Source organism: Nonlabens arenilitoris, assembly GCF_002954765.1.
Taxonomy (GTDB): domain Bacteria; phylum Bacteroidota; class Bacteroidia; order Flavobacteriales; family Flavobacteriaceae; genus Nonlabens; species Nonlabens arenilitoris.
In genome coordinates, this window is record NZ_MTPW01000001.1 from 158,430 (window position 1) to 183,607 (window position 25,178).

General features: G+C 34.6%; 27 protein-coding genes and 1 tRNA gene. 16 read left to right on the top strand and 12 right to left on the bottom strand.

What is annotated here, in order from left to right; all coding sequences use genetic code 11:
• Positions 1 to 2: 2 nt before the first annotated feature.
• Positions 3 to 1,361, bottom strand: coding sequence for a coiled-coil domain-containing protein (locus BST92_RS00695; RefSeq protein WP_105069732.1), 1,359 nt, complete (start codon positions 1,359 to 1,361; stop codon positions 3 to 5).
• A gap of 161 nt (positions 1,362 to 1,522) precedes the next feature.
• On the opposite strand from BST92_RS00695, the gene thrS reads away from it, so the two are divergent.
• From thrS to rplT, 4 genes are all read left to right on the top strand, one after another.
• Positions 1,523 to 3,469: a threonine--tRNA ligase gene (gene thrS / locus BST92_RS00700; protein WP_105069733.1), complete on the top strand. Its 1,947-nt coding sequence runs from the start codon at positions 1,523 to 1,525 to the stop codon at positions 3,467 to 3,469.
• A 58-nt stretch (positions 3,470 to 3,527) separates the two neighbouring features.
• Entirely contained in the window at positions 3,528 to 4,040 is a 513-nt protein-coding gene (infC, locus tag BST92_RS00705) for a translation initiation factor IF-3 (RefSeq protein ID WP_281257029.1), read from the top strand.
• 101 nt (positions 4,041 to 4,141) lie between these two features.
• On the top strand, positions 4,142 to 4,339 hold the full coding sequence (gene rpmI / locus BST92_RS00710) for a 50S ribosomal protein L35 (protein ID WP_040003310.1): 198 nt from the start codon (positions 4,142 to 4,144) through the stop codon (positions 4,337 to 4,339).
• A gap of 103 nt (positions 4,340 to 4,442) precedes the next feature.
• Entirely contained in the window at positions 4,443 to 4,787 is a 345-nt protein-coding gene (rplT, locus tag BST92_RS00715; protein WP_006795594.1) for a 50S ribosomal protein L20, read from the top strand.
• A gap of 86 nt (positions 4,788 to 4,873) precedes the next feature.
• On the opposite strand, the gene BST92_RS00720 is transcribed toward rplT, so the two are convergent.
• Together BST92_RS00720 and BST92_RS00725 are read right to left on the bottom strand one after the other, a co-directional pair.
• Entirely contained in the window at positions 4,874 to 5,461 is a 588-nt protein-coding gene (locus BST92_RS00720; RefSeq protein WP_105069735.1) for a hypothetical protein, read from the bottom strand.
• 197 nt (positions 5,462 to 5,658) lie between these two features.
• Positions 5,659 to 6,651 (bottom strand): DUF6588 family protein, encoded by a 993-nt coding sequence (locus BST92_RS00725; protein ID WP_105069736.1) that lies wholly within the window; start codon positions 6,649 to 6,651, stop codon positions 5,659 to 5,661.
• A 41-nt stretch (positions 6,652 to 6,692) separates the two neighbouring features.
• On the opposite strand from BST92_RS00725, the gene BST92_RS00730 reads away from it, so the two are divergent.
• The 7 genes from BST92_RS00730 to BST92_RS00755 all read left to right on the top strand — a co-directional run bounded on the left by BST92_RS00730 (position 6,693) and on the right by BST92_RS00755 (position 11,828).
• Positions 6,693 to 7,007: a YbjQ family protein gene (locus BST92_RS00730; RefSeq protein ID WP_105069737.1), complete on the top strand. Its 315-nt coding sequence runs from the start codon at positions 6,693 to 6,695 to the stop codon at positions 7,005 to 7,007.
• Position 7,008: 1 nt separating this feature from the next.
• Positions 7,009 to 7,137, top strand: a complete 129-nt coding sequence (locus BST92_RS15325) for a hypothetical protein (protein ID WP_281256964.1) — start codon at positions 7,009 to 7,011, stop codon at positions 7,135 to 7,137.
• A gap of 63 nt (positions 7,138 to 7,200) precedes the next feature.
• Positions 7,201 to 7,881 (top strand): tRNA (guanosine(37)-N1)-methyltransferase TrmD, encoded by a 681-nt coding sequence (gene trmD, locus BST92_RS00735; RefSeq protein ID WP_105069738.1) that lies wholly within the window; start codon positions 7,201 to 7,203, stop codon positions 7,879 to 7,881.
• A gap of 51 nt (positions 7,882 to 7,932) precedes the next feature.
• Complete coding sequence (locus tag BST92_RS00740) at positions 7,933 to 8,292, top strand: T9SS type A sorting domain-containing protein (protein ID WP_105069739.1); 360 nt, start codon at positions 7,933 to 7,935, stop codon at positions 8,290 to 8,292.
• Between the two features lie 148 nt (positions 8,293 to 8,440).
• Positions 8,441 to 8,794, top strand: a complete 354-nt coding sequence (gene rplS / locus BST92_RS00745) for a 50S ribosomal protein L19 (protein ID WP_105069740.1) — start codon at positions 8,441 to 8,443, stop codon at positions 8,792 to 8,794.
• Positions 8,795 to 9,054: 260 nt separating this feature from the next.
• Complete coding sequence (locus tag BST92_RS00750) at positions 9,055 to 11,274, top strand: NADP-dependent isocitrate dehydrogenase (RefSeq protein ID WP_105069741.1); 2,220 nt, start codon at positions 9,055 to 9,057, stop codon at positions 11,272 to 11,274.
• Between the two features lie 185 nt (positions 11,275 to 11,459).
• Positions 11,460 to 11,828, top strand: a complete 369-nt coding sequence (locus BST92_RS00755) for a DUF2306 domain-containing protein (protein ID WP_245910825.1) — start codon at positions 11,460 to 11,462, stop codon at positions 11,826 to 11,828.
• Between the two features lie 32 nt (positions 11,829 to 11,860).
• Here BST92_RS00755 and BST92_RS00760 read toward each other — a convergent pair whose 3' ends face one another.
• From BST92_RS00760 to BST92_RS00780, 5 genes are all read right to left on the bottom strand, one after another.
• Positions 11,861 to 13,117 carry a BamA/TamA family outer membrane protein gene (locus tag BST92_RS00760; protein ID WP_105069743.1) on the bottom strand — a complete coding sequence of 419 codons (1,257 nt, stop codon included), beginning with the start codon at positions 13,115 to 13,117 and terminating at the stop codon, positions 11,861 to 11,863.
• 1 nt (position 13,118) lies between these two features.
• Complete coding sequence (locus BST92_RS00765; RefSeq protein ID WP_105069744.1) at positions 13,119 to 14,024, bottom strand: hypothetical protein; 906 nt, start codon at positions 14,022 to 14,024, stop codon at positions 13,119 to 13,121.
• A 29-nt stretch (positions 14,025 to 14,053) separates the two neighbouring features.
• The gene (locus tag BST92_RS00770) at positions 14,054 to 14,761 is read right to left on the bottom strand and encodes a DUF547 domain-containing protein (RefSeq protein WP_105069745.1); all 708 of its coding nucleotides are present in this window, start codon (positions 14,759 to 14,761) and stop codon (positions 14,054 to 14,056) included.
• A gap of 261 nt (positions 14,762 to 15,022) precedes the next feature.
• A complete protein-coding gene (locus tag BST92_RS00775; RefSeq protein WP_105069746.1) occupies positions 15,023 to 15,250 on the bottom strand; it encodes a hypothetical protein in 228 nt (75 codons plus the stop codon).
• A gap of 83 nt (positions 15,251 to 15,333) precedes the next feature.
• On the bottom strand, positions 15,334 to 16,113 hold the full coding sequence (locus BST92_RS00780; protein ID WP_105069747.1) for an MBL fold metallo-hydrolase: 780 nt from the start codon (positions 16,111 to 16,113) through the stop codon (positions 15,334 to 15,336).
• 318 nt (positions 16,114 to 16,431) lie between these two features.
• Between BST92_RS00780 and BST92_RS00785 the strand changes: the two genes are divergently transcribed.
• Entirely contained in the window at positions 16,432 to 17,901 is a 1,470-nt protein-coding gene (locus tag BST92_RS00785; RefSeq protein ID WP_105069748.1) for an alkaline phosphatase PhoX, read from the top strand.
• A 1-nt stretch (position 17,902) separates the two neighbouring features.
• Positions 17,903 to 19,711, top strand: a complete 1,809-nt coding sequence (locus tag BST92_RS00790; RefSeq protein ID WP_105069749.1) for a cytochrome-c peroxidase — start codon at positions 17,903 to 17,905, stop codon at positions 19,709 to 19,711.
• A gap of 13 nt (positions 19,712 to 19,724) precedes the next feature.
• Here BST92_RS00790 and BST92_RS00795 read toward each other — a convergent pair whose 3' ends face one another.
• Genes BST92_RS00795 through hutI form a run of 3 tightly spaced genes read right to left on the bottom strand, consistent with a single transcriptional unit; the run spans position 19,725 to position 22,366 of the window.
• Positions 19,725 to 20,735, bottom strand: coding sequence for a formimidoylglutamase (locus BST92_RS00795; RefSeq protein WP_211292408.1), 1,011 nt, complete (start codon positions 20,733 to 20,735; stop codon positions 19,725 to 19,727).
• A gap of 9 nt (positions 20,736 to 20,744) precedes the next feature.
• Complete coding sequence (locus tag BST92_RS00800; protein WP_105069750.1) at positions 20,745 to 21,122, bottom strand: VOC family protein; 378 nt, start codon at positions 21,120 to 21,122, stop codon at positions 20,745 to 20,747.
• 2 nt (positions 21,123 to 21,124) lie between these two features.
• Positions 21,125 to 22,366 (bottom strand): imidazolonepropionase, encoded by a 1,242-nt coding sequence (hutI, locus tag BST92_RS00805; protein ID WP_105069751.1) that lies wholly within the window; start codon positions 22,364 to 22,366, stop codon positions 21,125 to 21,127.
• A gap of 114 nt (positions 22,367 to 22,480) precedes the next feature.
• Here hutI and BST92_RS00810 point away from each other — a divergent pair, with 114 nt between their 5' ends.
• The 3 genes from BST92_RS00810 (at position 22,481) to BST92_RS00820 (ending at position 24,552) form a co-directional block, all read left to right on the top strand.
• Positions 22,481 to 23,644, top strand: coding sequence for a trans-sulfuration enzyme family protein (locus BST92_RS00810; protein ID WP_105072158.1), 1,164 nt, complete (start codon positions 22,481 to 22,483; stop codon positions 23,642 to 23,644).
• Entirely contained in the window at positions 23,641 to 24,369 is a 729-nt protein-coding gene (gene bshB1 / locus BST92_RS00815) for a bacillithiol biosynthesis deacetylase BshB1 (protein ID WP_245910827.1), read from the top strand. The genes BST92_RS00810 and bshB1 overlap by 4 nt, the downstream gene beginning before the upstream one ends.
• A gap of 107 nt (positions 24,370 to 24,476) precedes the next feature.
• Positions 24,477 to 24,552 (top strand) — tRNA-His (locus BST92_RS00820).
• 46 nt (positions 24,553 to 24,598) lie between these two features.
• On the opposite strand, the gene BST92_RS00825 is transcribed toward BST92_RS00820, so the two are convergent.
• On the bottom strand, positions 24,599 to 25,120 hold the full coding sequence (locus BST92_RS00825) for an adenine phosphoribosyltransferase (RefSeq protein ID WP_036584339.1): 522 nt from the start codon (positions 25,118 to 25,120) through the stop codon (positions 24,599 to 24,601).
• Positions 25,121 to 25,178: the final 58 nt, after the last annotated feature.

The following is a 25,178-nucleotide window of genomic DNA, read 5'->3' on the forward strand; positions in this document are numbered from 1 at the left end:
AATTAAAAACCTTGTTCAATTATTCTATTCTCAATAGCTATGTAACCTTGTTGATTTGCATTAATCATTAGTTGTTTGCGAGAAGTTGTTTGATCTAAATCTTCTCTATATCTTTCTCTCTCATCAATTAGCTCCTGTTCTGCTTTCAACAGCGCCGCTCTTCTCTTTTCTTCTTCAATGAGACGTTCTTTCTCTAATTGTGCATTAAGTTCATCTTGTAAAGCTTGTCGCTCTAGGGCGAGTCTATCTAATTCGATCTGTCTTTCTAACCGTTTTAATTCTAGAGCCTCTTTTTCTTTCTTTACTCGTTCATTTTCCGCCTTAACTTGCTCTAATCGTTCGGCTTCCAGTCTTTTACGTACTCTTATTACTTCTCTAGCACGTTCTTTTTCTTCTTCCTTTAAGCGCAGTGCTTCTTTTTTATCTTGTTCTTCTTGCAGACGTCGTTGCTCTAGTCGTTGTTGAGCAGCAAGCCGTTCCTTTTCTAATGTTTCTAACTGAAGTCGTTCTTCTTGCGCAAGAGTTTCTAGTCTAGCCGTTTCAATAGCTATTTGCTTCTTTTCCTCTTCTAGTTTTGCAATTCGCGCTGCTTCTTCTTCTTGTCTTCTAGCTAGTTGCCGTTCACTAACTTCTTTTAATTGCTGTTCTCTTTTTAATGCCCTTTCTGCTATTAATTGCTCGTTTTGAATACGTCTTTCCTCTTGTTGCGCTTCTAGTTTTGCTTTTCTAGCTAATACATCAATACGTCGTTGTTCTTGCTGTTGTTTCACTCTCAATCTGGCTGCCTCTATATCTTTCTCCGTTTTTGCCTTACGAGCTGCTATTACAGATTGAGCAGCCTGACGAGCATCAACCTCTTTTTGCTCTTCTTGTTTTTGATTTTCTTTTACTTCAACCTCAGTAGAGTCTGCTGGTTTTTGATTTGAAAATGATTCATATTGTGCAGCACTTATAGGTGTGACTGCCTTTAAAGCCACTTCACACGGCGCAAACTCAATGATGTCATTTAAAGCAGGATTGAGAGTTAAGCAAATAGTATCGATACCATTCTCATTTTGAATATGTAAAGGAAATACGGTGCCATTTTTATCTGTCAAAGTAAGATCTAGTAAAGTAATAACTCCACCATGGCGCTTATATCCATTTAATTTTGCCTTAATGCTATGATTTAAAAACAGCTCTTTAAAAAGCTCAAAGATTTCTGTTCTAGTCGAACTTTTTTCAATGCTAAAGGTTGCAATTTCTGTATTGGAGTAGATAGTATGTGCAATGGTTGCTGGTGTTTCCGCTTTCGCGAAAGCGTAGAACCCAACAAATAGCACGATCACTAACAACTTCCATTTCCCTACAAATGAAGTCATCGTCGTTTAATTTATGACTCCTAAAGTAAACAAATAATCAAAAGCAACCTTAATACTATTTTTAATTTAGAAGAATCAACAAAAATAGGCGCTAAATGACATCAAAATAATATTGCCATTTCTATAAAGCGATTAACTTTGCAAGTTCATATTTTGTAGTTATGATTAAAATTACTTTGCCAGACGGCAGTATAAAAGAAATGGAAAACGGCACCACACCTATGGATGTCGCGATGAGCATATCACAAGGACTTGCTCGCAATGTAATAAGCGCTAGTTTTAACGGCACTAAAGTAGAAACTAAAACACCTCTTACTGAAGATGGAAGTTTAGTCCTATACACCTTTAGTAATCCTGAAGGTAAAGAAGCTTTCTGGCACTCTACTTCTCACATTATGGCACAAGCTATTGAAGAGTTGTTTCCTGGTGTAAGCTTAACGATAGGTCCTGCAATAGATAATGGTTTTTACTATGATATAGATTTTAAAGAACATTCAATATCTGAAAGTGATATACCTAAAATAGAGGCTCGCATGCTAGAAATCGCACGTGGTAAACATGAGTTTACCATGCGTAGTGTTTCAAAAGCAGATGCTCTTCAATTTTACAAAGATCAAAATAACCCTTATAAGGTAGAACTGATTGAAAATCTGACAGATGGTGAGATCACTTTTTGTGATCACGATACATTTACTGATTTATGTCGTGGTGGTCATATCCCTAACACTGGAATTATAAAGGCCGTAAAAATTATGAGTATTGCTGGTGCATACTGGCGTGGAGATGAAAATAATCCACAATTAACACGTATGTACGGTACTTCTTTTCCTAAACAAAAAGATCTTAAAGAATATCTAGAATTACTAGAAGAAGCAAAAAAACGAGATCATAGAAAATTAGGTAAAGAATTACAATTATTTACCTTTTCTCAACGTGTAGGTCAAGGTTTACCATTGTGGTTACCTAAAGGTGCTGCATTGCGTGAACGATTAGAGGACTTTTTAAAGAAAGCACAAAAAAAGGCTGGATATGAAATGGTAGTGAGTCCTCATATAGGTTCTAAAGAACTCTATGTTACATCTGGTCACTATGCTAAGTATGGTGAAGACTCTTTTCAACCTATTAAGACGCCTAATGATGACGAAGAGTTTTTATTAAAACCTATGAACTGTCCACATCACTGTGAGATTTATAAAAGTTCACAATGGTCTTATAGAGATTTACCTAAACGATTTGCAGAATTCGGTACTGTATACAGATATGAACAAAGTGGTGAATTACACGGACTTACTCGAGTAAGAGGTTTTACTCAAGATGATGCGCACATTTTCTGTATGCCAGAGCAACTTGACAAAGAGTTTAAAGCAGTTATAGATTTAGTGTTATATGTATTTGGCTCTTTAGGATTTGAGAATTTTACAGCACAAGTAAGTATACGCGATCCTAAGAAACCAGAAAAATATATAGGTGACACTAAAAACTGGGAAATTGCAGAAAACGCGATTATCAGTGCAGCAAAAGATAAAGGTCTTAATTATGTAATTGAAGAAGGTGAAGCTGCCTTTTATGGTCCTAAATTAGACTTTATGGTGAAAGATGCCCTAGGTCGCAGCTGGCAATTAGGTACTATTCAAGTAGATTACAATTTACCAGAACGTTTTGACTTATGGTATAAAGGAGCTGACAATGAGTCACATAGGCCAGTAATGATCCATAGAGCACCATTTGGTAGTATGGAACGTTTTATAGCTATTTTATTAGAACACACCGGCGGAAACTTCCCATTATGGTTGATGCCAGAGCAGTGTACTATTCTGTCTCTCAGTGAGAAATATGAAAATTATGCTAAACAAGTGGCAAATTCGCTAGAAAATAACGAAATTCGCACAACGGTTGATAATCGTGCCGAGACCATGGGTAAAAAAATCCGTGAGGCTGAGATGAACAAGTTACCCTACATGTTGATTGTAGGAGAACAAGAAGAAAAAGACGGCACAATTTCTGTACGTAAACATGGAGGAGACGATTTAGGAAGTATGAGTGTTGAAACATTCAGCCAACTTATAAAAGACGAGATTGCCTCGACAATAAAAACATTTGAAGTTTAATTAAAATTATTTAGCCATAGCAATAAGAAGACGCAGAAGCCGCGGACCGGCTCGTATTATCAAAGAAGACAAGCACGCGATTAATGAGAAAATCCGCGCTAGAAAAGTACGCCTTGTAGGTGAAGGAGTTGAACCACAAGTAATCGACACACGAGATGCGCTTGCAAAAGCACGTGAAATGGAGTTAGATCTTGTAGAAATTTCACCTAACGCAGATCCGCCGGTAGCAAAAATCATGGACTACAAAAAGTTTGTCTATGAACAGAAGAAACGTGAAAAGGTGATGAAGGCCAATGCCTCTAAAGTAGTCATCAAGGAAATCCGTTTTGGACCTAATACAGATGACCACGATTACGAGTTTAAAAGAAAACACGCTGAAAAGTTCCTTAAAGAAGGCGCTAAATTGAAAGCTTATGTCTTTTTTAAAGGTCGTTCTATTATCTACAAAGATCAAGGAGAAATTCTATTATTAAGACTTGCCCGTGACTTAGAAGAACTAGGTAAAGTGGAGCAAATGCCTAAACTAGAAGGGAAACGTATGAATATGTTTCTTGCACCTAAGAAAAAGTAGGTAGATATCAATAAAAATACTATTTTTGCAGTCCTCAAAATGAGGGCTGTTTTATTTCAACGGCTTTCGTGCTGAGAATGCGAGAATTTAAAAAGGAAATTATGCCTAAAATGAAAACTAAATCTAGTGCTAAGAAGCGTTTTAAGCTTACAGGTACTGGTAAAATCAAAAGAAAACACGCTTTTAAGAGTCACATCCTTACTAAAAAAAGTAAGAAGCGTAAACTAGCTTTAACGCACGATGGACTTGTGCACAAAGCAGATGAAGACAATATCAAGTTACAATTACGTCTTAAGTAAGACCTTATTGTAAACCTTGATGGTTTATTAATTAATAACAAACCCAGTAGAAAGGCTTATCAAGAATTCTTTATGAATCGCCTCCTATTAAAAAATTAAAATTATGCCTAGAGCTAAAAACAGAGTAGCGAGCAGAGCTCGCAGAAAAAGAGTGCTTAAACAAGCCAAAGGTTACTTCGGACGTCGTAAAAACGTATGGACAGTAGCAAAAAACGCAGTAGAGAAGGCAATGTCTTACTCTTACCGTGATAGAAGAAATAAGAAAAGAACTTTCCGTGCCTTATGGATCACGCGTATCAACGCTGGTGCACGTATGCATGGAATGAGCTACTCACAGTTTATGGGAGCTGTTAAGAAGAATGATATCGAGTTAAATCGTAAAGTTCTTGCTGACTTAGCAATGAATCACCCAGAAGCTTTTGAAGCTGTAGTAAACAAAGTAAAATAAATTAGGTTTAACAACCTCTCGCAAATAAAAAATCCCATCAGCAATGATGGGATTTTTTTATTTACAATTATAGATCTTAATAACTATTATTTTTCTTCAGATATATGTTCTAGCTCTTTTATTTCTTTATTATATTTTTCTTGAGCTTTTTCATAATTACCTTTTTCTAATTGATCTTTACGCTCTTCATTTGCTGATTCTAAAGCTCCAATGTATTCCATAGTAACTTCTTTAAGTTCTTCACGCAAGTCCTCATATTTCTCAGTCAATTCTTCTAGATCTTCCATATACTCTTCACGATCTGTCTTGTAAGCAATAAGCTCTTTATATTCTTTCTGAACATCAGCAACATCTTCTCTAACTTCCTCAGTATTTACCCAAGATGGCATGGTATCATCTAACATCATAATATTAGTTCCCATTTTTGAAACTAATACTTTAGTTTGCTCTAAGCTTGCTCCTTCTAATAAATACATATGATTAGAAAGGGTATTGAAACTGGTCCAATCGCCTACTCCTACAACACCTTCGTCTTTTAAATCATCTGCGATACCGTTAACATTGGTAATTGTCCCTTTATTAACGCCCGGTAATGGCTCATAGGTTTGAGCATTTACCGCATTTAATGATAACAATCCTGCTACAGCTATTGTACTTAAAATTCTCTTCTTCATTGGTCTAAATCTTTATATTAGTTATACTTAATTATTATAACACAAAGATAAATTTGACTATGTAACCAATGAAAACTATTAAATTAAGATTTATACAAAAAAAACGTTGCTTTTAACAAAATGAGCTACAATATTAACGTAATCAACCTCTTTTACTACAAAAAACTTAAAATAAGCTGTCTTTTTTAAAAAATCGTTTAATTAATATGATAAATACCACCTATATTTAAATTGATGAAATTACCTGCACTTAATTGAGAACTCAAATCCCAATTATTAAAATGATAAGTAGCACCTACATCCACTTTGTAGCTATCTTGTGTTTCACTTAAAACCTCTAGCACTTGATTTAAAGTTTGCAGAAAAATGCCATCGTCTCCACTTAACTCATAATCTATCCAGCTACGATTATAAGCAACACCTGAACTAAAAGTCCAGTCCTTATAATTTTTACTTGCTATTATCTGAAATAATATAGCATGTGCGTCAACTAAAGACCCATCGATAACTGCTAGCGGCGGAAAATTATCATCAGATCGTAATTCATATGGATTGAATGATAGATTTAAGTCAAATAAAGAATAACTGGTTAAAAACGCCAACTCAACAGGACGATCACCCTTGAAAAAATATTGTGATAAATTATGTTTTACTCCAATTCCATAAATTGCATAATCAGATTTATCTATCTTTATATTAGGTGAATATCTTAATAGAAGCTCTGTTTCCTGCCACAACCCTACTCCTACTTGTAAAAATGGGTAGGCTAGAAATCCTGTATCGATACCTTCAAAAGCCTGAAATTCGTACTCTTCACCATCAATTGTAAAATCAAAAAAGGTACGTTGTTCACCTCCTAACGTAGTAGGTATGGTAGTAGACTCATCACCTCGTATCGTTAAATTTAATAAGTCATCGTTATTGATATCAAAATTCTTTTTGCTTGATGGAAAGACTAAAGCATTAGCATGTAATGCAATGGTGACCTTATACTTATCTAAAGAATTTGCACTATGATACCAACCAGCACTAGATTGCATCACAGAAGCTTCAGCCGCTGGCTGAACATACCGGTCAGAAATTAGAAGCAAATCGGTAAGTACGTTTCCCAAATCCTCATTTTGAGATTTAGAAAATTCCGCTTTCGCGAAAGCGAAAACACAACAAAGAATAGTAACTTTAAAATTCATAAGGCTGGCAATAAGTCGGTGAAAATAAATAAAAACAAATTATGATAGTTTCAACAACTGATTTTATACCAGGAAAAGAAATAGAAGCCATTCTAGGAGTTGCTAGAGGCAGCACTGTTAGAGCAAGAAATGTAGGGAGCGATATTTTTGCGGGTTTAAAAAATCTAGTAGGAGGAGAAATTGATGAGTATACAAAATTACAAGCACATAGTAGAGATCAAGCCATGCAACGTATGGTAGACGATGCTAGAAGACTGGGCGCAGACGCTATTATTAACGTAAGACTTACTTCTTCAATGGTAATGCAAGGTGCAAGCGAAATCCTAGCCTACGGGACCGCGGTTAAAATAAAATAAGATGACAGCACTACTTATTATGTTAGTTTATTTAATAGGAATAGCAGCCTGTGCAGGAATTGTTATTTATTTAATCATTAAGCGAATTGAAAAGAAAGGAAATGAAGGTTTTGAAGAACGTGACTGGTAAATTATAATAGTATAGAGAGCTATCATTTAATAAACCTATTTTTGCATTTTAAAACTTGCAATCGTGCGCATAGATATCGTTACCGTTTTACCAGAATTAATTAAAAGTCCATTTGAAGCTTCTATTCTTAAAAGAGCTATTGAAAAAGGACTTGTAGAAGTGCATATGCACGATTTAAGAAAGTATGGTCTCAATAAATACAATCAGGTTGATGATTACCAATATGGTGGTGGCGCAGGTATGGTGATGATGATTGAGCCATTAGATAAAATAATTACAGATTTAAAAAGTGAACGTGAATATGATGAAATTATATACATGACACCTGATGGTGAAACTCTTAATCAAGGAATAGCAAATCACATATCACTTAAAGAAAATTTGATGATCATTTGCGGTCATTATAAAGGTATAGACCAGAGAGTGCGAGATATGTTTATCACTAAGGAGATTTCAATAGGTGATTATGTATTAAGTGGAGGCGAATTAGGTGCTGCAGTTTTATGTGATTCTATCATCAGATTAATTCCTGGCGTGATTAGTGATGAGACTAGTGCATTAACAGATAGTTTTCAAGATGGCCTTCTTGCTCCACCAGTATACACACGACCGGCAGAATATAAAGGCCATAAAGTTCCTGAAATTTTATTGAGTGGAAATTTACCAGCTATAGATCAATGGAGAGAAGACCAAGCTATACAACGCACCAAGGATAGACGACCAGATCTTTTAAGCGATCTTTAACGTTTATAATTGATTGAAATGTTGTAACTTTACTTTAATATGTAGACAAACATGAAACAATTTTTACTTTTTTTACTTTTAATAATCTTTACTAGTCCTGCTTTAACAGCAGCGACTCCGGTAGAAGATATTGTTGTTTCAAATACATTTAATATTGATATTGAAGATGAGTTTACACTTTTAACTAACCCGATTAAAAATGGCGTTCTTAAATTAAGAGTAAATCGCACTAGCACTAAAAGTGTAGGTATAACAATCATTAATTCTTTAGGAGAGCAAGTTTACAATGCAAAGAGTGGCTTGAATAAATCTGTTATTGATTTTGATGTATCTAAGCTAGCAGCCGGTATCTATTTCTTACGCATACAAAGTGATACTTATAGCACTGTAAAGAAACTTATCATTCAATAATTCAACAATTCTATCAAGACTTATTATTTTTCTTTAAAAACATTTGTTACAGTTAAAGAAGTTTGTATTTTTGCGGCTCGTAAAAATTAACCTCTGACGATATTCGTGAATGTTAGTCTTTACTTAAACAAATTAATTCCCATTCAACATGGAACATTTAGTAAAATTCGTACAAGACGAATTCATTGAAAAGAAAGATTTCCCTAAGTTTGGTGCTGGTGATACAATCACTGTGTACTACGAGATTAAAGAAGGTGAAAAAAGCCGTACACAGTTTTTCCGTGGAGTTGTTATCCAGGTGAGAGGAACAGGTGCTACAAAAACTTTTACAATAAGAAAAATGAGTGGTAACATAGGTGTAGAGCGTATCTTCCCTATCAACCTTCCAGCAATTCAGAAAATTGAATTGAACAAAGCCGGAGCTGTACGTAGAAAGCGTATCTACTATTTCCGTGAACTTACTGGTAAGAAAGCACGTATCAAAGAAGCTCGTAGAAAATAGTCTACTAGATCTTATTTATATTAAAAAAAGCTGTCCAATGGGCAGCTTTTTTTTGTTAGTCTTAATCAATACTGTATACTTCATCTTTTATCCATATTGAGTGATGCTTAAAAAATCTCTTGACTTAGTGATGAAAAAGAAATATTTAACAACTAAGCTTATGATAATAAGGTTTTAAATAAGCTTGCTAAATATTATATTTGCGAGACTACTCAATTAAGATAATTTGAGAAAATAATACTAATTAAAAATCATAATAAATGTCCAAGACTCCTACTATAATTTACACTAAAACTGATGAGGCACCAGCACTTGCTACCGCTTCCTTTTTACCTATTGTAAAAAAATTCATTGCACCCGCTGGAATTAACATAGAGACTAAGGACATTTCTCTAGCTGCACGTATTCTAGCAGTTTTTTCAGATCGATTAGATACTAATCAACAAGAAGAAAATGCTCTTGCAGAATTAGGAGAATTAGTTAAAAACCCAGAGGCAAACGTTATCAAATTACCTAACATAAGCGCCTCAGTGCCACAACTTAATGATGCTATTGAAGAGTTGCAGGCAAAAGGTTATAACTTACCTGATTATCCAGAGGATCCTCAAACCGATGAGGAAAAGGATTACAAACAACGTTATGATAAAATAAAAGGTAGTGCTGTTAATCCAGTTTTAAGAGAAGGAAACTCTGATCGTAGAGCTCCTAAACCTGTTAAAATGTATGCACGCAATAATCCACATAGCATGGGTGCATGGAGTAAAGATTCAAAATCGCATGTAGCCACAATGGATCATGGTGACTTTGCTCATAACGAGAAAAGTTTTACTGCTACTAAAGACACTTCAGTAACTATTCAACTTATTGATAAAGCTGATAGAACTCATATACTTAAAAAAGACCTTGCCTTATTAAAAGGTGAAATCCTAGATGCAACTTACATGAGTAAGACAGCATTACTAGAATTTTTAGAAGAGCAAATTGATGATGCTTTAGAGAAAGATGTATTATTCTCTTTACACATGAAGGCGACAATGATGAAAGTTTCTGACCCAATTATTTTCGGGCATGCCGTAGAAGTATTCTTCAAACCTCTTTTTGAAAAGTATTCTACAGTTTTCAATAAACTAGGTGTTGATGTAAATAATGGTTTTGGTGATTTACTAAGTAAATTACATGAGTTACCAGAATTAGAAAGAGAAGAGATCCAAGATGAAATACGCAACGTATTAGAATACAGACCATCACTAGCAATGGTGAATAGTGATCATGGCATTACTAATTTACATGTACCTAGTGATGTGATTATCGATGCCTCTATGCCAGCTATGATTAGAAATTCTGGCCAGATGTGGAATAAAGATGGAGAATCTCAAGACACTAAAGCTGTAATACCTGATAGCTCTTATGCAGGAATATATGCTGCTACAATAGATTTCTGTAAGGAAAATGGTGCATTTGATCCTAAAACAATGGGAACCGTCCCAAATGTAGGTCTTATGGCTCAAAAGGCTGAAGAATATGGGTCACACGATAAAACTTTTGAAATTGCATATGGTGGAACAGTTCAGGTTGTCGATGCAGATGGAACTGTTTATCTAGAACATGAAGTGGAAGCTGGAGATATATGGAGAGCCTGTCAGACTAAAGATGCTCCTATCCAGGATTGGGTAAAACTAGCTGTAACTCGTGCACGAGCTAGTCAGACACCAGCTATTTTCTGGCTAGATAAAAATCGCGCTCATGACGCACAGATCATAGAAAAAGTAAATCTTTATCTAAAAGATCATGACACTACCGGATTAGATATCACTATCGCATCACCAGTAGAAGCGACAGAACGCACCCTACGTCGCATGAAAGATGGAAAAGACACTATATCTGTTACAGGTAATGTATTGCGTGATTATAATACTGACCTCTTCCCTATTCTAGAAGTAGGAACTAGTGCTAAAATGTTATCAATCGTTCCTTTAATGAATGGCGGCGGATTATTTGAAACTGGCGCAGGTGGATCTGCCCCAAAGCACGTTCAACAATTTGAACAAGAAAATCACTTAAGATGGGATTCTTTAGGAGAGTTTCTTGCCCTTGCGGTATCTCTTGAGCATTTTGCTGTAAAGTATGATAATAAAAAAGCCCAAGTTATCGCAGATGCCCTAGACGCTGCTACTGAGAAATTCTTATTAAATCGCAAATCTCCATCACGTAAGGTGAATGAATTGGATAACCGTGGTTCTCATTACTATCTAGCATTATACTGGGCACAAGAGCTTGCTGCACAATCTACTGATGCCGAATTAGCTGCTGAGTTTGCTACAATAGCAACTTCACTTTCAGATAATGAAGCTAAAATTAATGAGGAATTAATAGCTGTTCAAGGTCAACCTATGGATATAGGTGGATATTATAAGGCAGATCCTGTAAAGGAAGAAAAGGCGATGCGCCCTAGCGCAACTTTAAATTCTATAATAGGATAAAAGAACTTTTTTCAAATTCAAAGCCCTGATTGACAAACAATCAGGGCTTTTTTTATACTTTATATTTACAGTTGAGTCTATTACTTTTACAGTTGAGCACTTTATATAATTAAACTTTTAACATGACCATCTATATTTAAAGAAAACAACACATGTTACTATACAGCAACTCCTATTATTTTTTAATGTATTTACATCTGGTCACTGTTGTACCATGTATATTTCTAGGAGCGTACTTACTTTTTTTTAGAAAAGGAAATGCTTTACACAAAGTTTTAGGGAAGATCTATATGCTTATGATGTTAATCACAGCGATTGTTTCCTTGTTTTTACCGGCGCTAGTAGGTCCTCAATTCTTAAATCACTTTGGGTGGATTCATCTATTCAGTCTGTTAACACTTTACTCTATTCCCACAGCTTTTACGGCTATACGACGAGGAAATGTGCGTAAGCATAAAATCAAAATGGTAATGCTTTACGTTGGCGCTATAATGATTGCAGGAGGCTTTACATTAGTTCCTGGTAGGTATCTGCATGGTGTGTTTTTTGGATAATTATATTATAACACGCTTTCGCGAAAGCGGAATTAAAAATATTGACCTATTCCAAAAACGAATCCATGTGTAGAACCAGGTGTAATACCTACTCCATAATCAATACGTAATATCGCATTAAAAATACGTTTATGCATGAAACGCACTCCTAATCCTGGATAAACTCGTACATTATCTGAATTAGTAAAGTCAGAAAATGAACCGCCAGGATTGCGCCACGTACCGGCATCTATAAACGCATTTCCCTGCAGTACAAACCATTCCTTATCGATGATACTGTGTCTGTACTCTGTGTTGATGACTACAGATCCTGTACCACGATCTATTAAATTTCCTACTCCACGTACATTTAAATTATTATCAACAGCAAATGGTGCAAATGGAGACTCATCATTTGTTGCTAGACCTAATGTTAATCTTGTAGCCCAGTTCCCTCGTTTTTTTATTCTTTTAAAATAAGTTAAATCATTTCTGACGATTAAAAAACTGGGTAGTGCCCTATTAGTACTTTCTACATATTGAGCATTGAACATATTTCTAAAACCTTCACTATACTGATAGTAGAAATCGATCCCATTGTATTCATAGATAAACTTTACTAAATGTTTATCGACATCAAGGTTTAATGGCGCTTGATTACTAATGGTACCTGATTTATATTCATATTTTTCTGTAAATAAACTAAAACCTAATTCTACTCTATTTTTAAGATTGAACTGGTAAAGTCCAGACAATTCAATAGAGTTGTTATTATACCTATAAAGAGCCGTGCCTTCATTAAAAAATACGGGTTCTTCTGTAGTTAGATTTTGATAGTTAACAGCGACACCTATATGTTTATTGAATAGATAAGGCGCCCGTATACCGGCACCATAAGAATCATAGATATCTCTTAAGTAATGTCCTCCTATAGAAATACCTCGACCTAAGGCATTAAATTCTGCGAGACCAAGACGATAAGCTATCTCATCGTCATTAGTAGTATAAAAATTGAAAGAAGGAATGATGGTAAAGTTTTCTTCAACACCATAGACAATTTTATAACCTTGGTCAGTTTGATGAACTTGATAATATGCATGGGCAATTCCCGCTTCTCGTTTTAGACGCAAAACATCACTTTTAAGTGTCAGACTATCTAATGATTGCCCTACCTTAAGGTCAATGAGAGAGGTTATATAACCTGTTTTAGTCCTTTTATTATCTTGTATAATAATCTCTGTGACTACCTGTGACAAGGCATACGGCGATATGAAAAGAATTAAAAATAAGGTGGTTAGTTGCGTTCTCATATTATTTTACAAATCGTAGACCTATGTTAAAGGTTTGTCCTAGTCCTGTATCATTACCTCTTATAAAATTGGTGTATAAGGATTCTATATTAAGCTCATCAGTAAGTTGGTATTTTACACCTGTCCCTATGGCTGTAAAGTCTTGTGTGAAATTATTCCCTAAATCGATACGTTGTGAATGTTGCGCAAGTGCAAGCACTGTAAACTTTGAAGATGGGAAGTAACTAAGAAACACTCCAGGAGTAAGATTTAAACTGTTATTTGCAAAGCTCTTATCTTCATCACCAAAGTTAAATTCTGAATTAAGTTCTCCAAAAATTTGCCATTTATCTCCATCAAAGGTGTAGTCATAGAAAAATCTGTTTTGCCATGTGAATCCATTTTGATCTAAAAAGACACCGTTGTTATTATTAATAGGAGCAAAATCTTCTGATTCATTATCTACAAGCGGTATGAAAAGAGAACTTTGAATAGAAAAATTATTAACTCTTGAGAAAGGTACAAATTTTACTGATGGTGCTATAGAGGTAAGACCTGATCGAGCAGTACCATACTCTCCATCAAATGAGAAAACGTCTAAAGCTGACCTGTCTGCAACGACATTACTACGCGCTTCTAGAATAAGCCCTACATTCCACCTCTTATCATTACCTATACCGGTATAAGCCTCTATGGTTGATGTAAAGAAAGTTTGTCGGTCTTCTCTTCCATTTGAAAATGTACTTCTAGTTTGGGTATATAAGTTATTGAACCACTTGATATCGTATTGACCTTTACCTATTAATTTTGAAGGTGTTAATGTTTGAATAACTGAACCTTTAGGCTCATCATTCATAATTTCTTGTGCTGTAGTCGCTAAACCCGTTATAAGGGCAAGAAGAACTAAAAATAGACGGGTTGATTTCATTGATATAGGTGTGTTTATGTTTAAATTAATTATTGTTTATTTACTTTCCAGTTATAGGTATAAAAAGACAGTTTGGCATTTTCTGGAAGAGCTTGCTTTCTATATTTTGATATGAATTCTAGTATGCTTTTTCCTGAAGCTATAAAGTCTTCTTGATACCATTCAAAGATTTGTGATACTGCTACTCTATTTTTCTTGACTTGTATAAATTCATTATTATTTAAAGCCTTAATAGTTTGTTGCTCTAGTTGCTTTTCTAATGTTACTGGACTATATACTTGATTGATTAAAGGTGGACAACCTAACGCACCACATACTAAAACAAAATGAAATCGAGCATCATGAAATGTGGCTCTAAGTTTTTTATTTTCAATATCATTTAAAGTCAGTGACTCTCCAGCTACTTTTCGCTTTATTGAATCAAAAAAACCTTTTTTATCTAATGGAGACGATAATTTATCATCTACAATACCTTTGATAACATATAAATTATATGCATTGATATAAAAGGCTTGATAATCTTGAGAGTTTGATGAATCGACTTGTGCGTTTATAATCATGTCAATTAATTTATTTAATTGAGTAGGTTCTTTTGCAATAGCGTCATAATCTACTAAACCATTTTTTACATGGGTTTGTAAAAAGACATTAGCTTCTTTATAGAATTGATCATTCCCTATACCACTAGCAGTAGTTGATAGACTTATCATTATTAAAATAGAAAGTATTGTTTTCATAATAGATTTAATATTAAATATTTATGTGACAAATTTAAATCGCGGTTTAGGCTCGTAATTTTATGATAATGCCTTTAAGGTGATATATTATTCCCTATGGAAATATGACATTTATCCCGATTTGTGATGACAAACTTATACGTCTAAGATTTCAATAAAGTTTCAAAGTGTTAACTAAAGTATCACGGTTATCTTTTTATAACTATAGTCCATAAAAAAAGCGACCCGATTGGATCGCTTTTTACAATAATTGTTTTGTAGTTATTCTATCTCTTTTTCTATAGGATGATCTTGATAACCATCTTTAAAAGTTAACGCAGTCTTATAATCGTCCTTTAAAACTTTATAAACTGTTATAATTAAAAATGCCTGACCTAATATTACCAGTGAAAATATCCATTTAAAAGTAACATTGTAAGATGATAATATGGTTATTAAGATTAAAAACGCTGTGGTGAAAATCATCCAAAGGATCGCTTTGTTATTCATACTATTTAATTTGCTTAAAATTAAATGGTTATTGCTAAAACCAGCGTTAATGTTTAATTAATTAAAAAATAAAATAAACAAAATTAATTTGGATACCATTCTAGTTGTGTTACTTGAATATCACTATTTCCAATATTTACTAATTCTTTAAACTTAACCACATCAGATTTACCATCAGTTCCTCTATAGTGATAAGGATAAACTTCAACTGGGGCAAAGTCTAGAACAGCATCTGCTGCGCTTTCCACAGTCATAGTATATGGTAGATTCATACACACAAAGGCTTTATTAATCCCTTCAAGCGCTCTCATTTCAGGAATATCTTCTGTATCTCCAGAAATATAGACTTTAAATGCATTTTTTTCAATTACATATCCGTTACCTCTTCCTTTTTCATGAAACTTAAGACGTTCTTCTGTGAGGTTATACATAGGTATTGCGGTCACTTTAAAACCATCAAAACTTGTGGATTGATCATTATGTATCACCTCAGCATCTCTTTGATCATCTTTTATTTTATCATTAACAGCCTCAGGCACGATGAGTAGAGATTCTTTATTTCGCACGCCGTTTAAGGTTTCTATGTTTAGGTGATCTCCATGTATATCTGTAATTAAGATAACATCTTCTTCAGGCATATTTTGAAAGGCTTCAATACCACCAACAGGATCTATATAAAAAACTTTATCATCCCATTTCATCACAAATGTCGCATGAGAAATCGGCATTATTTCTATGTCAGGTTGATAACTATCAGTAGAGGTTACCTCATTTTGCACTGTTGATTCTACTTCTTTGGTGGTTTCTTTTTTACAGCTTACCAGTATAGCAATAAGACTGAGCGATAGTATAATTTTTTTCATAGTCGTAATTATTTTGAAATCAAATTTCGCGAAAGCGATGACCAATACCTATGAATTAAGAAGGATTTATTACTATATGTGGTCTATTTATATAGATGTAGCAAAATTTTAACTTTAAATTAAAATTACAATTCAATTTTTAGAAAATTGATTATGAGTGAATTAATTATTTATCAAAACATTTAATTAAAACTCTTAACCTTAGAGTAACGAGCAAGTCCATATAGATTACAAACGCTTAAAGATTCATTGATTTTGATATTTAAACATTGCTGGATGGGACGTTTACTTTTGCCGCAACTAAAAAAATCATAACTTATGAAAACAAAATATTTACTCTTTTCTGCATCGTTACTTTCCCTATTAGTAAGTTGTAACAATGACGATGATAATCCGACAACTGGTTCACAAGGAAAAGAAATTGTGTTGCAAGCTCACTCTAGCACACCTAATTTTTTAAAGACCACATCCTCTTTTAATAATGTGAGCGTCTACCCTATTCTCTCCAGTGCTGATCAATTGCCAGACACTCCTAACTTTGTATACGGTTCAATGGCAGATGGTGCTGGATTAATGTACAATCAACAGGATGACAATTTTATGTTGATTAATAATATAGAAGCAGACTATTCAATAGCTCGCATCACATTAGACAAGACGTTTAAACCTGTTGCAGGAGAATATATTCTTAATTCAGATGCTACTGCTGCTACAGCACAATGTTCAGGTTCTTTAATTACACCAGAAGAGCATGGATTTGGTCCTTTATATTTATCTGGTGGTGAATGGGGTGGCGCATCAAAGGGTGTTTTTGTGACCGAACCTTTTAAGCCTAGCTCTTCTCGTACTACTCCAGAGATTCTAACAGCAATGGGACAATGGAGTACAGAAAATGCTGTCGCTATAGGTAAGGATGCTTATGATGATAAAACAGTTGTTTTTATAGGTGATGACCATTCAGATAACAGCATTCCATCAGGTCAACTTGGGATGTATGTAGGTGATCGTGGTGATTTGTATAGTGGTAAACTATATGGATTAAAAGTAAACACTAGCGGTATCAACTTTGAAGTAGATATGGTAGAAGGACAAACATATGATGCAGAATTTGTTGAACTGAATCAAAGAAATATCGATTTACTAGATGCTGAAGCTAAACAGAAAGGCGTTATGGGATTCTCTAGATTAGAAGACATCGACTGGAGAAGAGGTAGCGACGACAATCAAAGAGAAATATATTTTGCAGTTACAGGACGCCTTAAAGCAGATCTAGTAGGTAAAGGATCTCTTTATGGTAGAATTTATAAAGTAGAGCTTAATGAAAACGATCCTACAGGTCCTGCAAAAATTACTTGTGTATTAGATGGTGATAAGCAAGGCGGAAAAGCATGGGGTTTTCATAGTCCTGACAACATTTTAGTAACAGAAAACTATGCTTATATCCAAGAGGATCCTAATGGATACTTTGATGATGCTGCAAGAACACACTATGCTAGATTATATCAATACAATTTAAATACTGGCGAATTAAAAACGGTGTTAGAATGTGATCAAGTAGCTGCAGCTGCAGCAGGAATAGGTACTGAAAACAGCATCTGGGAAATCACCGGTATGATTGATATATCAGAAACTATAGGTGTGGACAATACCTTTTTAGTTATGACTCAAAATCACGGATGGGAACCTGCAGACGGTAGTGCTTTCACAGATCCAACTGCGGTATCTGATGTCGCTTCTAGCCGTAAAGAAGGTAGTATGATGTATGTGATTTCAGGATTAGAAAGATAATATGGAAGAACTTAAAATATTTTTAAATAAGACCTGTATCATAGCAGGTCTTATTTTTTTAATGACATCCTGTAAACAAGAAAACGATTATAAGATAAGTAAGCCTATTAATCAAAATCAAGTATTACAAGATATTTACATCAATGACATTAGTGAGTGTATAGAATATACAACACAACTATCTAGTACAACTGAAAGGGATTCACTAGAATTTTATTTCATAAAAGCGAGAAACTCCTTTAAAAAAGTTGAGCCTATATTATCGTTTCACGATATCAATAACTATAATTTTTTAAACGCTCCCAATATTCTAAAAGTAGAAGAAGAAGACCTCACAGATATTAAAATTAATAATCCGCAGAGTTTTCAAACTCTTGAAGAATTAATATTTACGGATCAACTTGATATCGACTCCATTCACAAAACCTCTACTATAATTGCATCTCGATTAGAATTATTAAGTAAAAACTCAGATTTAAGTCACTACCAGCCATACCATATTTTATGGATAGTACGTAAACAAATAATACGTACCGCTACAACTGGCGTCACTGGTTTTGACTCACCAGTTTTAGAGAATAGTCTTGAAGATGCTGTTATCGCTCTTGCGAAAACCGAACAAATACTATCTCTTTACTCTTCACAGTTTAAGGATTCAACATTAAAAGACCGCTGGAAAACTCATTTTCTAAAAGCCCGTTCTTTTTTAAAATCAACAGATTTTAATCATTTTAATAGATATGAATTTATTACTGAGCATGTCGATCCTTTTCTCAAATTATGGAATAGTACAGTTACAGAATGGAATGTAGAATTCCCTATTGAACTTGCAATAATAAATGAGGCTAGCAGTCTTTTTTCTAAGGAGACCTTATCATTAGATTATTTTGCTAAAACAGGTGAACTAAATTTAAATAATAGTAAAGTGGCCTTAGGTAAACGATTATTTAATGATTCAAATTTATCTACCAGCAAATCAATAAGCTGTGCGACATGTCATATGGAGCAATTAGCTTTTACAGATGGTATTTCAAAACCAAAAGGGCTAACTCGCAATAGCCCTACATTAACTTACAGTGCATATCAACAAGGTTTTTTTTATGATAAAAGAGCAGGTAGTCTAGAAGGTCAAATAGTATCTGTTATTAATAACAGTAATGAATTTCATTCTGATCTTAAAAGTTTTACAAAAGCCATTGAATCAGATTCTAGTTATGTAAATCAATTTAAAAAAGCTTATGCTACAAACATAAATCAACAAACCGTCAGAAAAGCTATTGCAGATTATGTGAGAACACTAAATGATTGGGATTCTAAATGGGATAAAAATATTAGAGATGAACAAAATGATTTAACCGCTTCAGAAATCAATGGATTCAATCTATTTAATGGAAAAGCAAAATGTGCCACTTGTCATTTTGCACCGGTTTTTAATGGTACCGTGCCACCAGATTATATGGATACAGAAATGGAGCATTTAGGTATTCCTGAGACAGCTGTAATTACTAATGGCCATATAGATCCTGACTTGGGAAGGTATGACGTTTTTAAAACAGAGAATAGAAAGTACTTTTTTAAAACACCAACCATACGTAATATTGAACTAACAGCTCCATATATGCATAATGGTGTGTATCAAACTTTAGAAGAGGTTGTCGATTTTTATAATCGTGGTGGTGGTTATGGAATCGGTATTATTGATCAAGAATATCAAACTCTACCTACTGAACCATTAAATCTTACACAAGATGAGATGAATGACATCATTAACTTTATGAAGACGCTCACTGATTCTAGATTTATTGACTAAAATATTAAAGGTATTATGGCAAATCGTTTACCAAGTTAGCCAGTGCTTTACCTACCTGATTAGGGTAACCGTAAATAGGAGCTGCTTCGCAAATATGGATATATCGAGGCATCTCATCGCTTACTTCTAGTATTTCCTTAACCGTTTTGCGCAATCTTTCTATTGAAAACCCAATAGGAGATTGTGCACTAGACGGAAAATTAGCAACAACATCCATATCTATTTCAAGTCCGTAATTAGTAGAATCTATATGATCTATGGCAAGTTGAACACCTTCAGCTATATTAGTATAATCATACTGGTATGCAATGTAAGAAAGCCTTAGATCATCATGTAAAATTTTTCGCATCGATTTACTCAAGTAATTCTCCTGTAATCCTATCATAAAATAATTACGCAAATAGCCTTTTTCTAATGCATGAGAAAAGCCATTACCGCTGTGTCTTCCATTAGCAACTCTTAAATCGGTATGTGCGTCAATGTTAATGACATCTATACCATTAAAAGCTTTTAATATAGGATAACAATTATTGTGTCCACCACCTATTAAAATAGGTAGTTTCCCTAAGTCTTTTATTTCTTTTACAATAGTAGAGACACGTTGATCTATCATTTGAACTGCCTCACTTAGTTGTATTCTTTCCTTGTGACTATTTGCATTAAGTGTTTGACACTCATCCATTAAATCATTTAATACAACATGACCTAAAACACAAAAACGACTTGAATCATTATCTGAATGATGTTGCAAATTGAGGAAAGAAGATAAAAAAGCATCCCATGCCTGTGAAGCTCCTGCCCTACCTAAGTTAGCTCGCACACCTATATCTTCTGGAATTCCTATAATAACGTAATCTGATGGAGATTCCTTTAACTCAGCTAGACTGGTACAACTATCTACAGCTTGTGCAAATGTGGTTGAATCATCTTCTGACTCAACACCAGTAAAATCATTAATAGAAGCCCTATTACCATTAAAAGAAAGAAGTTCTTCTCTCGTTGCAAAGTGAAAATAATTCATCATAACTGTACTTTAATTAATTCTCCATGGTGGATTAAGTCTATTCTCGCCAGCATAATAAAGAATGATTAAATTTCCATCCATATCCTTTAATCTAGCTTCTCTCCATAACCACGGTTGATTTTTAGGTTTCATATAAAACTCAACATCTAATTCAATAAGACTTTCCATTTTCTGGTCCAGGTCTTCACATTCAAAATAAACATAAATACCTTCACCTTGAGGCAATTCATCTGTTTGATGAATAGAAAAAGTTGACTTACCATCTGGACATTCAAATCTTGCATAATGTGGTAAAGACTTAACAATAAGTTTTAATCCTAACTTTTCATAAAAAGGAATAGATCTTTCTAAATCTAACGACGGAACAGTGACCTGATTTAAATTCATCTTTAATCCTGTATGTGATGTCCATTTACTAATACCTTATCTATAATTGAGTGACCAAAATGATAAGGAACAGCAGCCATCGAATCTATATCTTTAAAAAATAATAAATGAGCTTTTTTACCTCTAGTGATACTACCTACCTCATATTGTAATCCCATTGCATGTGCTGCATTAACAGTCATTGCATTAAATGCTCGTTGAGGCGTCATTTTCATTTTTATACAAGCAAGAGAAAACACAAAATTCATGTTCCCAGATGGTGTACTACCTGGATTATAATCTGTTGCCAGCGCGACCGCTATATTTTTATCAATCATCTCATTAACCGGTGCATAATCCAGCCCTAAGAAAAAAGAACAACTAGGCAATGCTGTCGCAATCGTATTAGCATCAGCAAGCGATTCATAATCTGCAGTCGTCATTACTTCTAGATGGTCTACACTTACCGCACCAGCTTTAACAGCAGCGTCTATCGCTCCTAACGCATTAAATTGATTCACATGTACTTTAGCCTTCAATCCATATGCACTACCAGTTTCAATGATTCGTAGCATTTCATCGACTGTAAAATAATTTTTCTCACAAAAGACATCAATATAATCGGCTAGATTTTCTTCACCTATCACAGGTAACATTTCATTAACGATCAAATCTAGATATCCATTTCTGTCATCCTTAAATGCCAGAGGTATGGCGTGAGCTCCTAAAAACGTTGCTTTAATAGGAATGTAATTTTCACTTTTTAACCGTTTTATGACGCGCAATATTTTAATCTCACTTTCCACACTTAGACCGTAACCACTTTTAATTTCTATAGCTGTAGTTCCCATAGCTATCAATTGCTTGAGACGGTCTTGAGCTTGAAGATAAAGATCATCCTCACTCATATCTGCCAGTTTTGCCGCACTATTCAAGATACCACCACCACGTGCAGCAATTTCTTCATAAGATAGTCCATGAATACGATCTTCAAACTCTTTCTCACGAGTCGCAGCAAATACTAGATGTGTATGAGAATCCACATAACCAGGCGCGATAATTTGATTTTCACAATTATATACCTCTTCTGCGGGATGAGGATGCAAATCATCCATCGATCCATAGTCTACAATACGACCATCTTCTACATATAAATAAGCATTTTTTATAGATGGTAGCTCATCCATTGCTGTACCTCTTAAAGGCTCATTAGTGTGCTCTCGCACTTGAACCAGTTCTTTGATATAAGTAAATAATATAGACATAGTGTGAAGATAGTATTTTTAATAAGCCCTTTAAAACCTATGTACAAAGGTGATAAAACTTGACATAATCTTAACACAATTATTCGGTAACTTGGACTGCTTAAAAAAATGAATATGAGCTCAAAAAAAAGACTCGTTAATACACTTTGTGTACACGCAGGAAATTTAGAAGATGAAAAGTATGGTGGTGCTACCTCACCTATTTATACATCAACTGCTTATGATTATCGTGGCGAAGGCACAAATCTATATCCACGATACTTTAATACACCTAATCAGGTTGCCCTAGCCCAAAAAATTGCTGCACTAGAAAACTGTGAAGCTGGACTTATCTTCGGCAGTGGTATGGCAGCCATTAGTGCTATTTTTATGGCGTTCTTAAAAACGGGCGATCACGTTATTTTACAACGTGCCATCTATGGTGGCACCTCTCATTTTGTAGATGCCGAGTTTACGAATCTGGGAATTGAATATTCGTTTGTTGAACAAGTCAATAGTGAATCACTTAAAGCCCATCTTAAAGAAAATACTAAGATGATTTATATTGAAACTCCTAGCAATCCACTATTAGAAGTAGTAGATATGACTGTGGTTTCCGCTTTCGCGAAAGCGAACTCTCTAATAAGCGTTATCGATAATACATTTGCTTCACCTATCAACCAGAATCCTGCAGATTTTGGCATCGATATCATTATTCATAGTGCGACAAAATATCTAGGTGGTCATAGCGATATTTGTGCTGGTACCGTGAGTAGTTCTCAAAAACACATGGATCAAATATGGAAAACCGCCAAAAATTATGGAGGTAGCCTAAGTGATCAAACCGTATGGTTGTTAGAACGCAGTATAAAAACACTAGGTCTAAGAGTTAAGAGACAAACTCGCAACGCAAAAAAACTAGCTCGCTTTCTAGAGAAACATCCATCTATTAAAAGAGTTAATTATCCTGGTTTAAAATCGCATCCAGATCACAAAATTGCCAAAGCACAAATGCATGGATATGGTGGTATGATGTCATTTGAATTTAAAGAATCTATTAACCATAGTCGTTTTTTAGAAGAATTACAGGTTATTAAGGTAGCGTTGAGTCTAGCTGGTGTAGAAAGTACCATTCTTGCTCCTACAGAGACATCACATTCATTATTAACACCACAACAACGCAAGGATCAAGGAATTACAGATCAGTTATTACGCTTCTCTGTAGGTATTGAAGAAGTAAGTAGCCTTATAGAGGATATAGAACGCGCCATGGAGAAAAGCCGTAAAATTGCAAAATGATGAATAATTTAAAACTCGACATACTCGCTATAGGCGCACATCCTGATGATGTAGAATTGAGCTGTGCAGGCGTTCTAGCAAAAGAAGCCGCAAACGGTAAGATTACAGGAATACTGGATCTCACACGTGGTGAATTAGGCACACGTGGTACTGCAGACATACGTGATCAAGAAGCTGCTGCAGCAGCAAAGATATTAGGTGTATCTGTGCGAGAAAACCTAGGTTTCAGAGATGGATTTTTTGTAAATGACGAACAGCACCAGTTAGAGATTATTAAAATCATAAGAAAGTACAAACCTGAAATAGTGTTGTGTAACGCCATTTATGATCGCCATCCAGATCATGGAATGGGATCTGAAGTTACAAGTAAGAGCTGTTTTTTATCTGGATTGCGTAAAATTGAAACAAAATTAGATGGGCAACTACAAGAAGCCTGGAGACCTAAACACGTCTATCATTACATACAATGGCAAGATATGGAGCCAGACATTCTTATAGACATAACTGGTTATCTAGACACTAAAATAAAATCTGTAGCAGCTTATAGCTCACAGTTTTACGACCCTAATTCTAAAGAACCTGAGACACCTATTAGCAATAAAAATTTCTTTGATTCAATTAAATATAGAGCTGCAAATTTAGGTCGTTATTTAGGCACAGAACACGCCGAAGGATTTAAGTCAGAACGCTATCCAGGAGTAAATAGCATATTTGATCTAAAATAATTTTTATAAATTGTTTTGAATATTCAGAAATGTATTAAATTTGCATCCGCTTAACGGCGCAGTGGTTGAATTCTTGAGATCCACTTTAATAAAACTCACATTGATATGGTGGTTGTAGCTCAGTTGGTTAGAGCGCTGGTTTGTGGTGCCGGAAGTCGCGGGTTCGAATCCCGTCTTCCACCCTTAAAAGGTCTTAGTTTTACTAAGACCTTTTTTTATGCCTTAATTTTTAATAGTGAAGTACTGATGCGATCTTATAATCTTTAATTTTTTCGCGCCCATTAATAAAGTCTAGTTCTATAACAAAGTTAAAACCTTCTACTTTCCCACCAGCTTTTTGAATGATTTGAGCCGCGGCTATTGCTGTTCCTCCTGTTGCTAGCACATCATCATGTATTAAGACACAATCACCAGGTGAAATTGCATTTTCCTGTAGCTCTAGTGTATCTGTGCCATATTCTAGCTCATACTCTTGTGAAATAATGGCTCCAGGCAATTTACCAGGTTTACGCAACATCACAAATTTTGCGTTGAGAGCATCTGCTAGTAGCATTCCAAAAAGAAAACCTCTTGATTCAATACCTACAACCACATCAATAGTTTGACCTCTAAAGTCTCTAACAAGTAATTCTGTGGTGATTGATCTCGCTTTCGCGGAAGCGAGTAATGGAGAAATATCCTTAAAAATAATTCCTTCTTTAGGAAAATCTGGGATGTCGTGTATGTGGGATTCTATAAATTCATTATTCATTTTCTAAAAGTAAGAAGTTCCTTTTATTTTATCTTTAAATTTGAGTCAAACATTTCAC

Coding starts and splice junctions, on each gene's coding strand:
- BST92_RS00695 (WP_105069732.1), bottom strand. CDS start 1,361: ATGACTTCATTTGTAGGGAAATGGAAGTTGTTAGTGATCGTGCTATTT.
- thrS (WP_105069733.1), top strand. CDS start 1,523: ATGATTAAAATTACTTTGCCAGACGGCAGTATAAAAGAAATGGAAAAC.
- rpmI (WP_040003310.1), top strand. CDS start 4,142: ATGCCTAAAATGAAAACTAAATCTAGTGCTAAGAAGCGTTTTAAGCTT.
- rplT (WP_006795594.1), top strand. CDS start 4,443: ATGCCTAGAGCTAAAAACAGAGTAGCGAGCAGAGCTCGCAGAAAAAGA.
- BST92_RS00720 (WP_105069735.1), bottom strand. CDS start 5,461: ATGAAGAAGAGAATTTTAAGTACAATAGCTGTAGCAGGATTGTTATCA.
- BST92_RS00725 (WP_105069736.1), bottom strand. CDS start 6,651: ATGAATTTTAAAGTTACTATTCTTTGTTGTGTTTTCGCTTTCGCGAAA.
- BST92_RS00730 (WP_105069737.1), top strand. CDS start 6,693: ATGATAGTTTCAACAACTGATTTTATACCAGGAAAAGAAATAGAAGCC.
- BST92_RS15325 (WP_281256964.1), top strand. CDS start 7,009: ATGACAGCACTACTTATTATGTTAGTTTATTTAATAGGAATAGCAGCC.
- BST92_RS00740 (WP_105069739.1), top strand. CDS start 7,933: ATGAAACAATTTTTACTTTTTTTACTTTTAATAATCTTTACTAGTCCT.
- rplS (WP_105069740.1), top strand. CDS start 8,441: ATGGAACATTTAGTAAAATTCGTACAAGACGAATTCATTGAAAAGAAA.
- BST92_RS00750 (WP_105069741.1), top strand. CDS start 9,055: ATGTCCAAGACTCCTACTATAATTTACACTAAAACTGATGAGGCACCA.
- BST92_RS00755 (WP_245910825.1), top strand. CDS start 11,460: ATGTATTTACATCTGGTCACTGTTGTACCATGTATATTTCTAGGAGCG.
- BST92_RS00760 (WP_105069743.1), bottom strand. CDS start 13,117: ATGAGAACGCAACTAACCACCTTATTTTTAATTCTTTTCATATCGCCG.
- BST92_RS00765 (WP_105069744.1), bottom strand. CDS start 14,024: ATGAAATCAACCCGTCTATTTTTAGTTCTTCTTGCCCTTATAACGGGT.
- BST92_RS00770 (WP_105069745.1), bottom strand. CDS start 14,761: ATGAAAACAATACTTTCTATTTTAATAATGATAAGTCTATCAACTACT.
- BST92_RS00775 (WP_105069746.1), bottom strand. CDS start 15,250: ATGAATAACAAAGCGATCCTTTGGATGATTTTCACCACAGCGTTTTTA.
- BST92_RS00780 (WP_105069747.1), bottom strand. CDS start 16,113: ATGAAAAAAATTATACTATCGCTCAGTCTTATTGCTATACTGGTAAGC.
- BST92_RS00785 (WP_105069748.1), top strand. CDS start 16,432: ATGAAAACAAAATATTTACTCTTTTCTGCATCGTTACTTTCCCTATTA.
- BST92_RS00790 (WP_105069749.1), top strand. CDS start 17,903: ATGGAAGAACTTAAAATATTTTTAAATAAGACCTGTATCATAGCAGGT.
- BST92_RS00795 (WP_211292408.1), bottom strand. CDS start 20,735: ATGATGAATTATTTTCACTTTGCAACGAGAGAAGAACTTCTTTCTTTT.
- BST92_RS00800 (WP_105069750.1), bottom strand. CDS start 21,122: ATGAATTTAAATCAGGTCACTGTTCCGTCGTTAGATTTAGAAAGATCT.
- hutI (WP_105069751.1), bottom strand. CDS start 22,366: ATGTCTATATTATTTACTTATATCAAAGAACTGGTTCAAGTGCGAGAG.
- BST92_RS00810 (WP_105072158.1), top strand. CDS start 22,481: ATGAGCTCAAAAAAAAGACTCGTTAATACACTTTGTGTACACGCAGGA.
- bshB1 (WP_245910827.1), top strand. CDS start 23,641: ATGATGAATAATTTAAAACTCGACATACTCGCTATAGGCGCACATCCT.
- BST92_RS00825 (WP_036584339.1), bottom strand. CDS start 25,120: ATGAATAATGAATTTATAGAATCCCACATACACGACATCCCAGATTTT.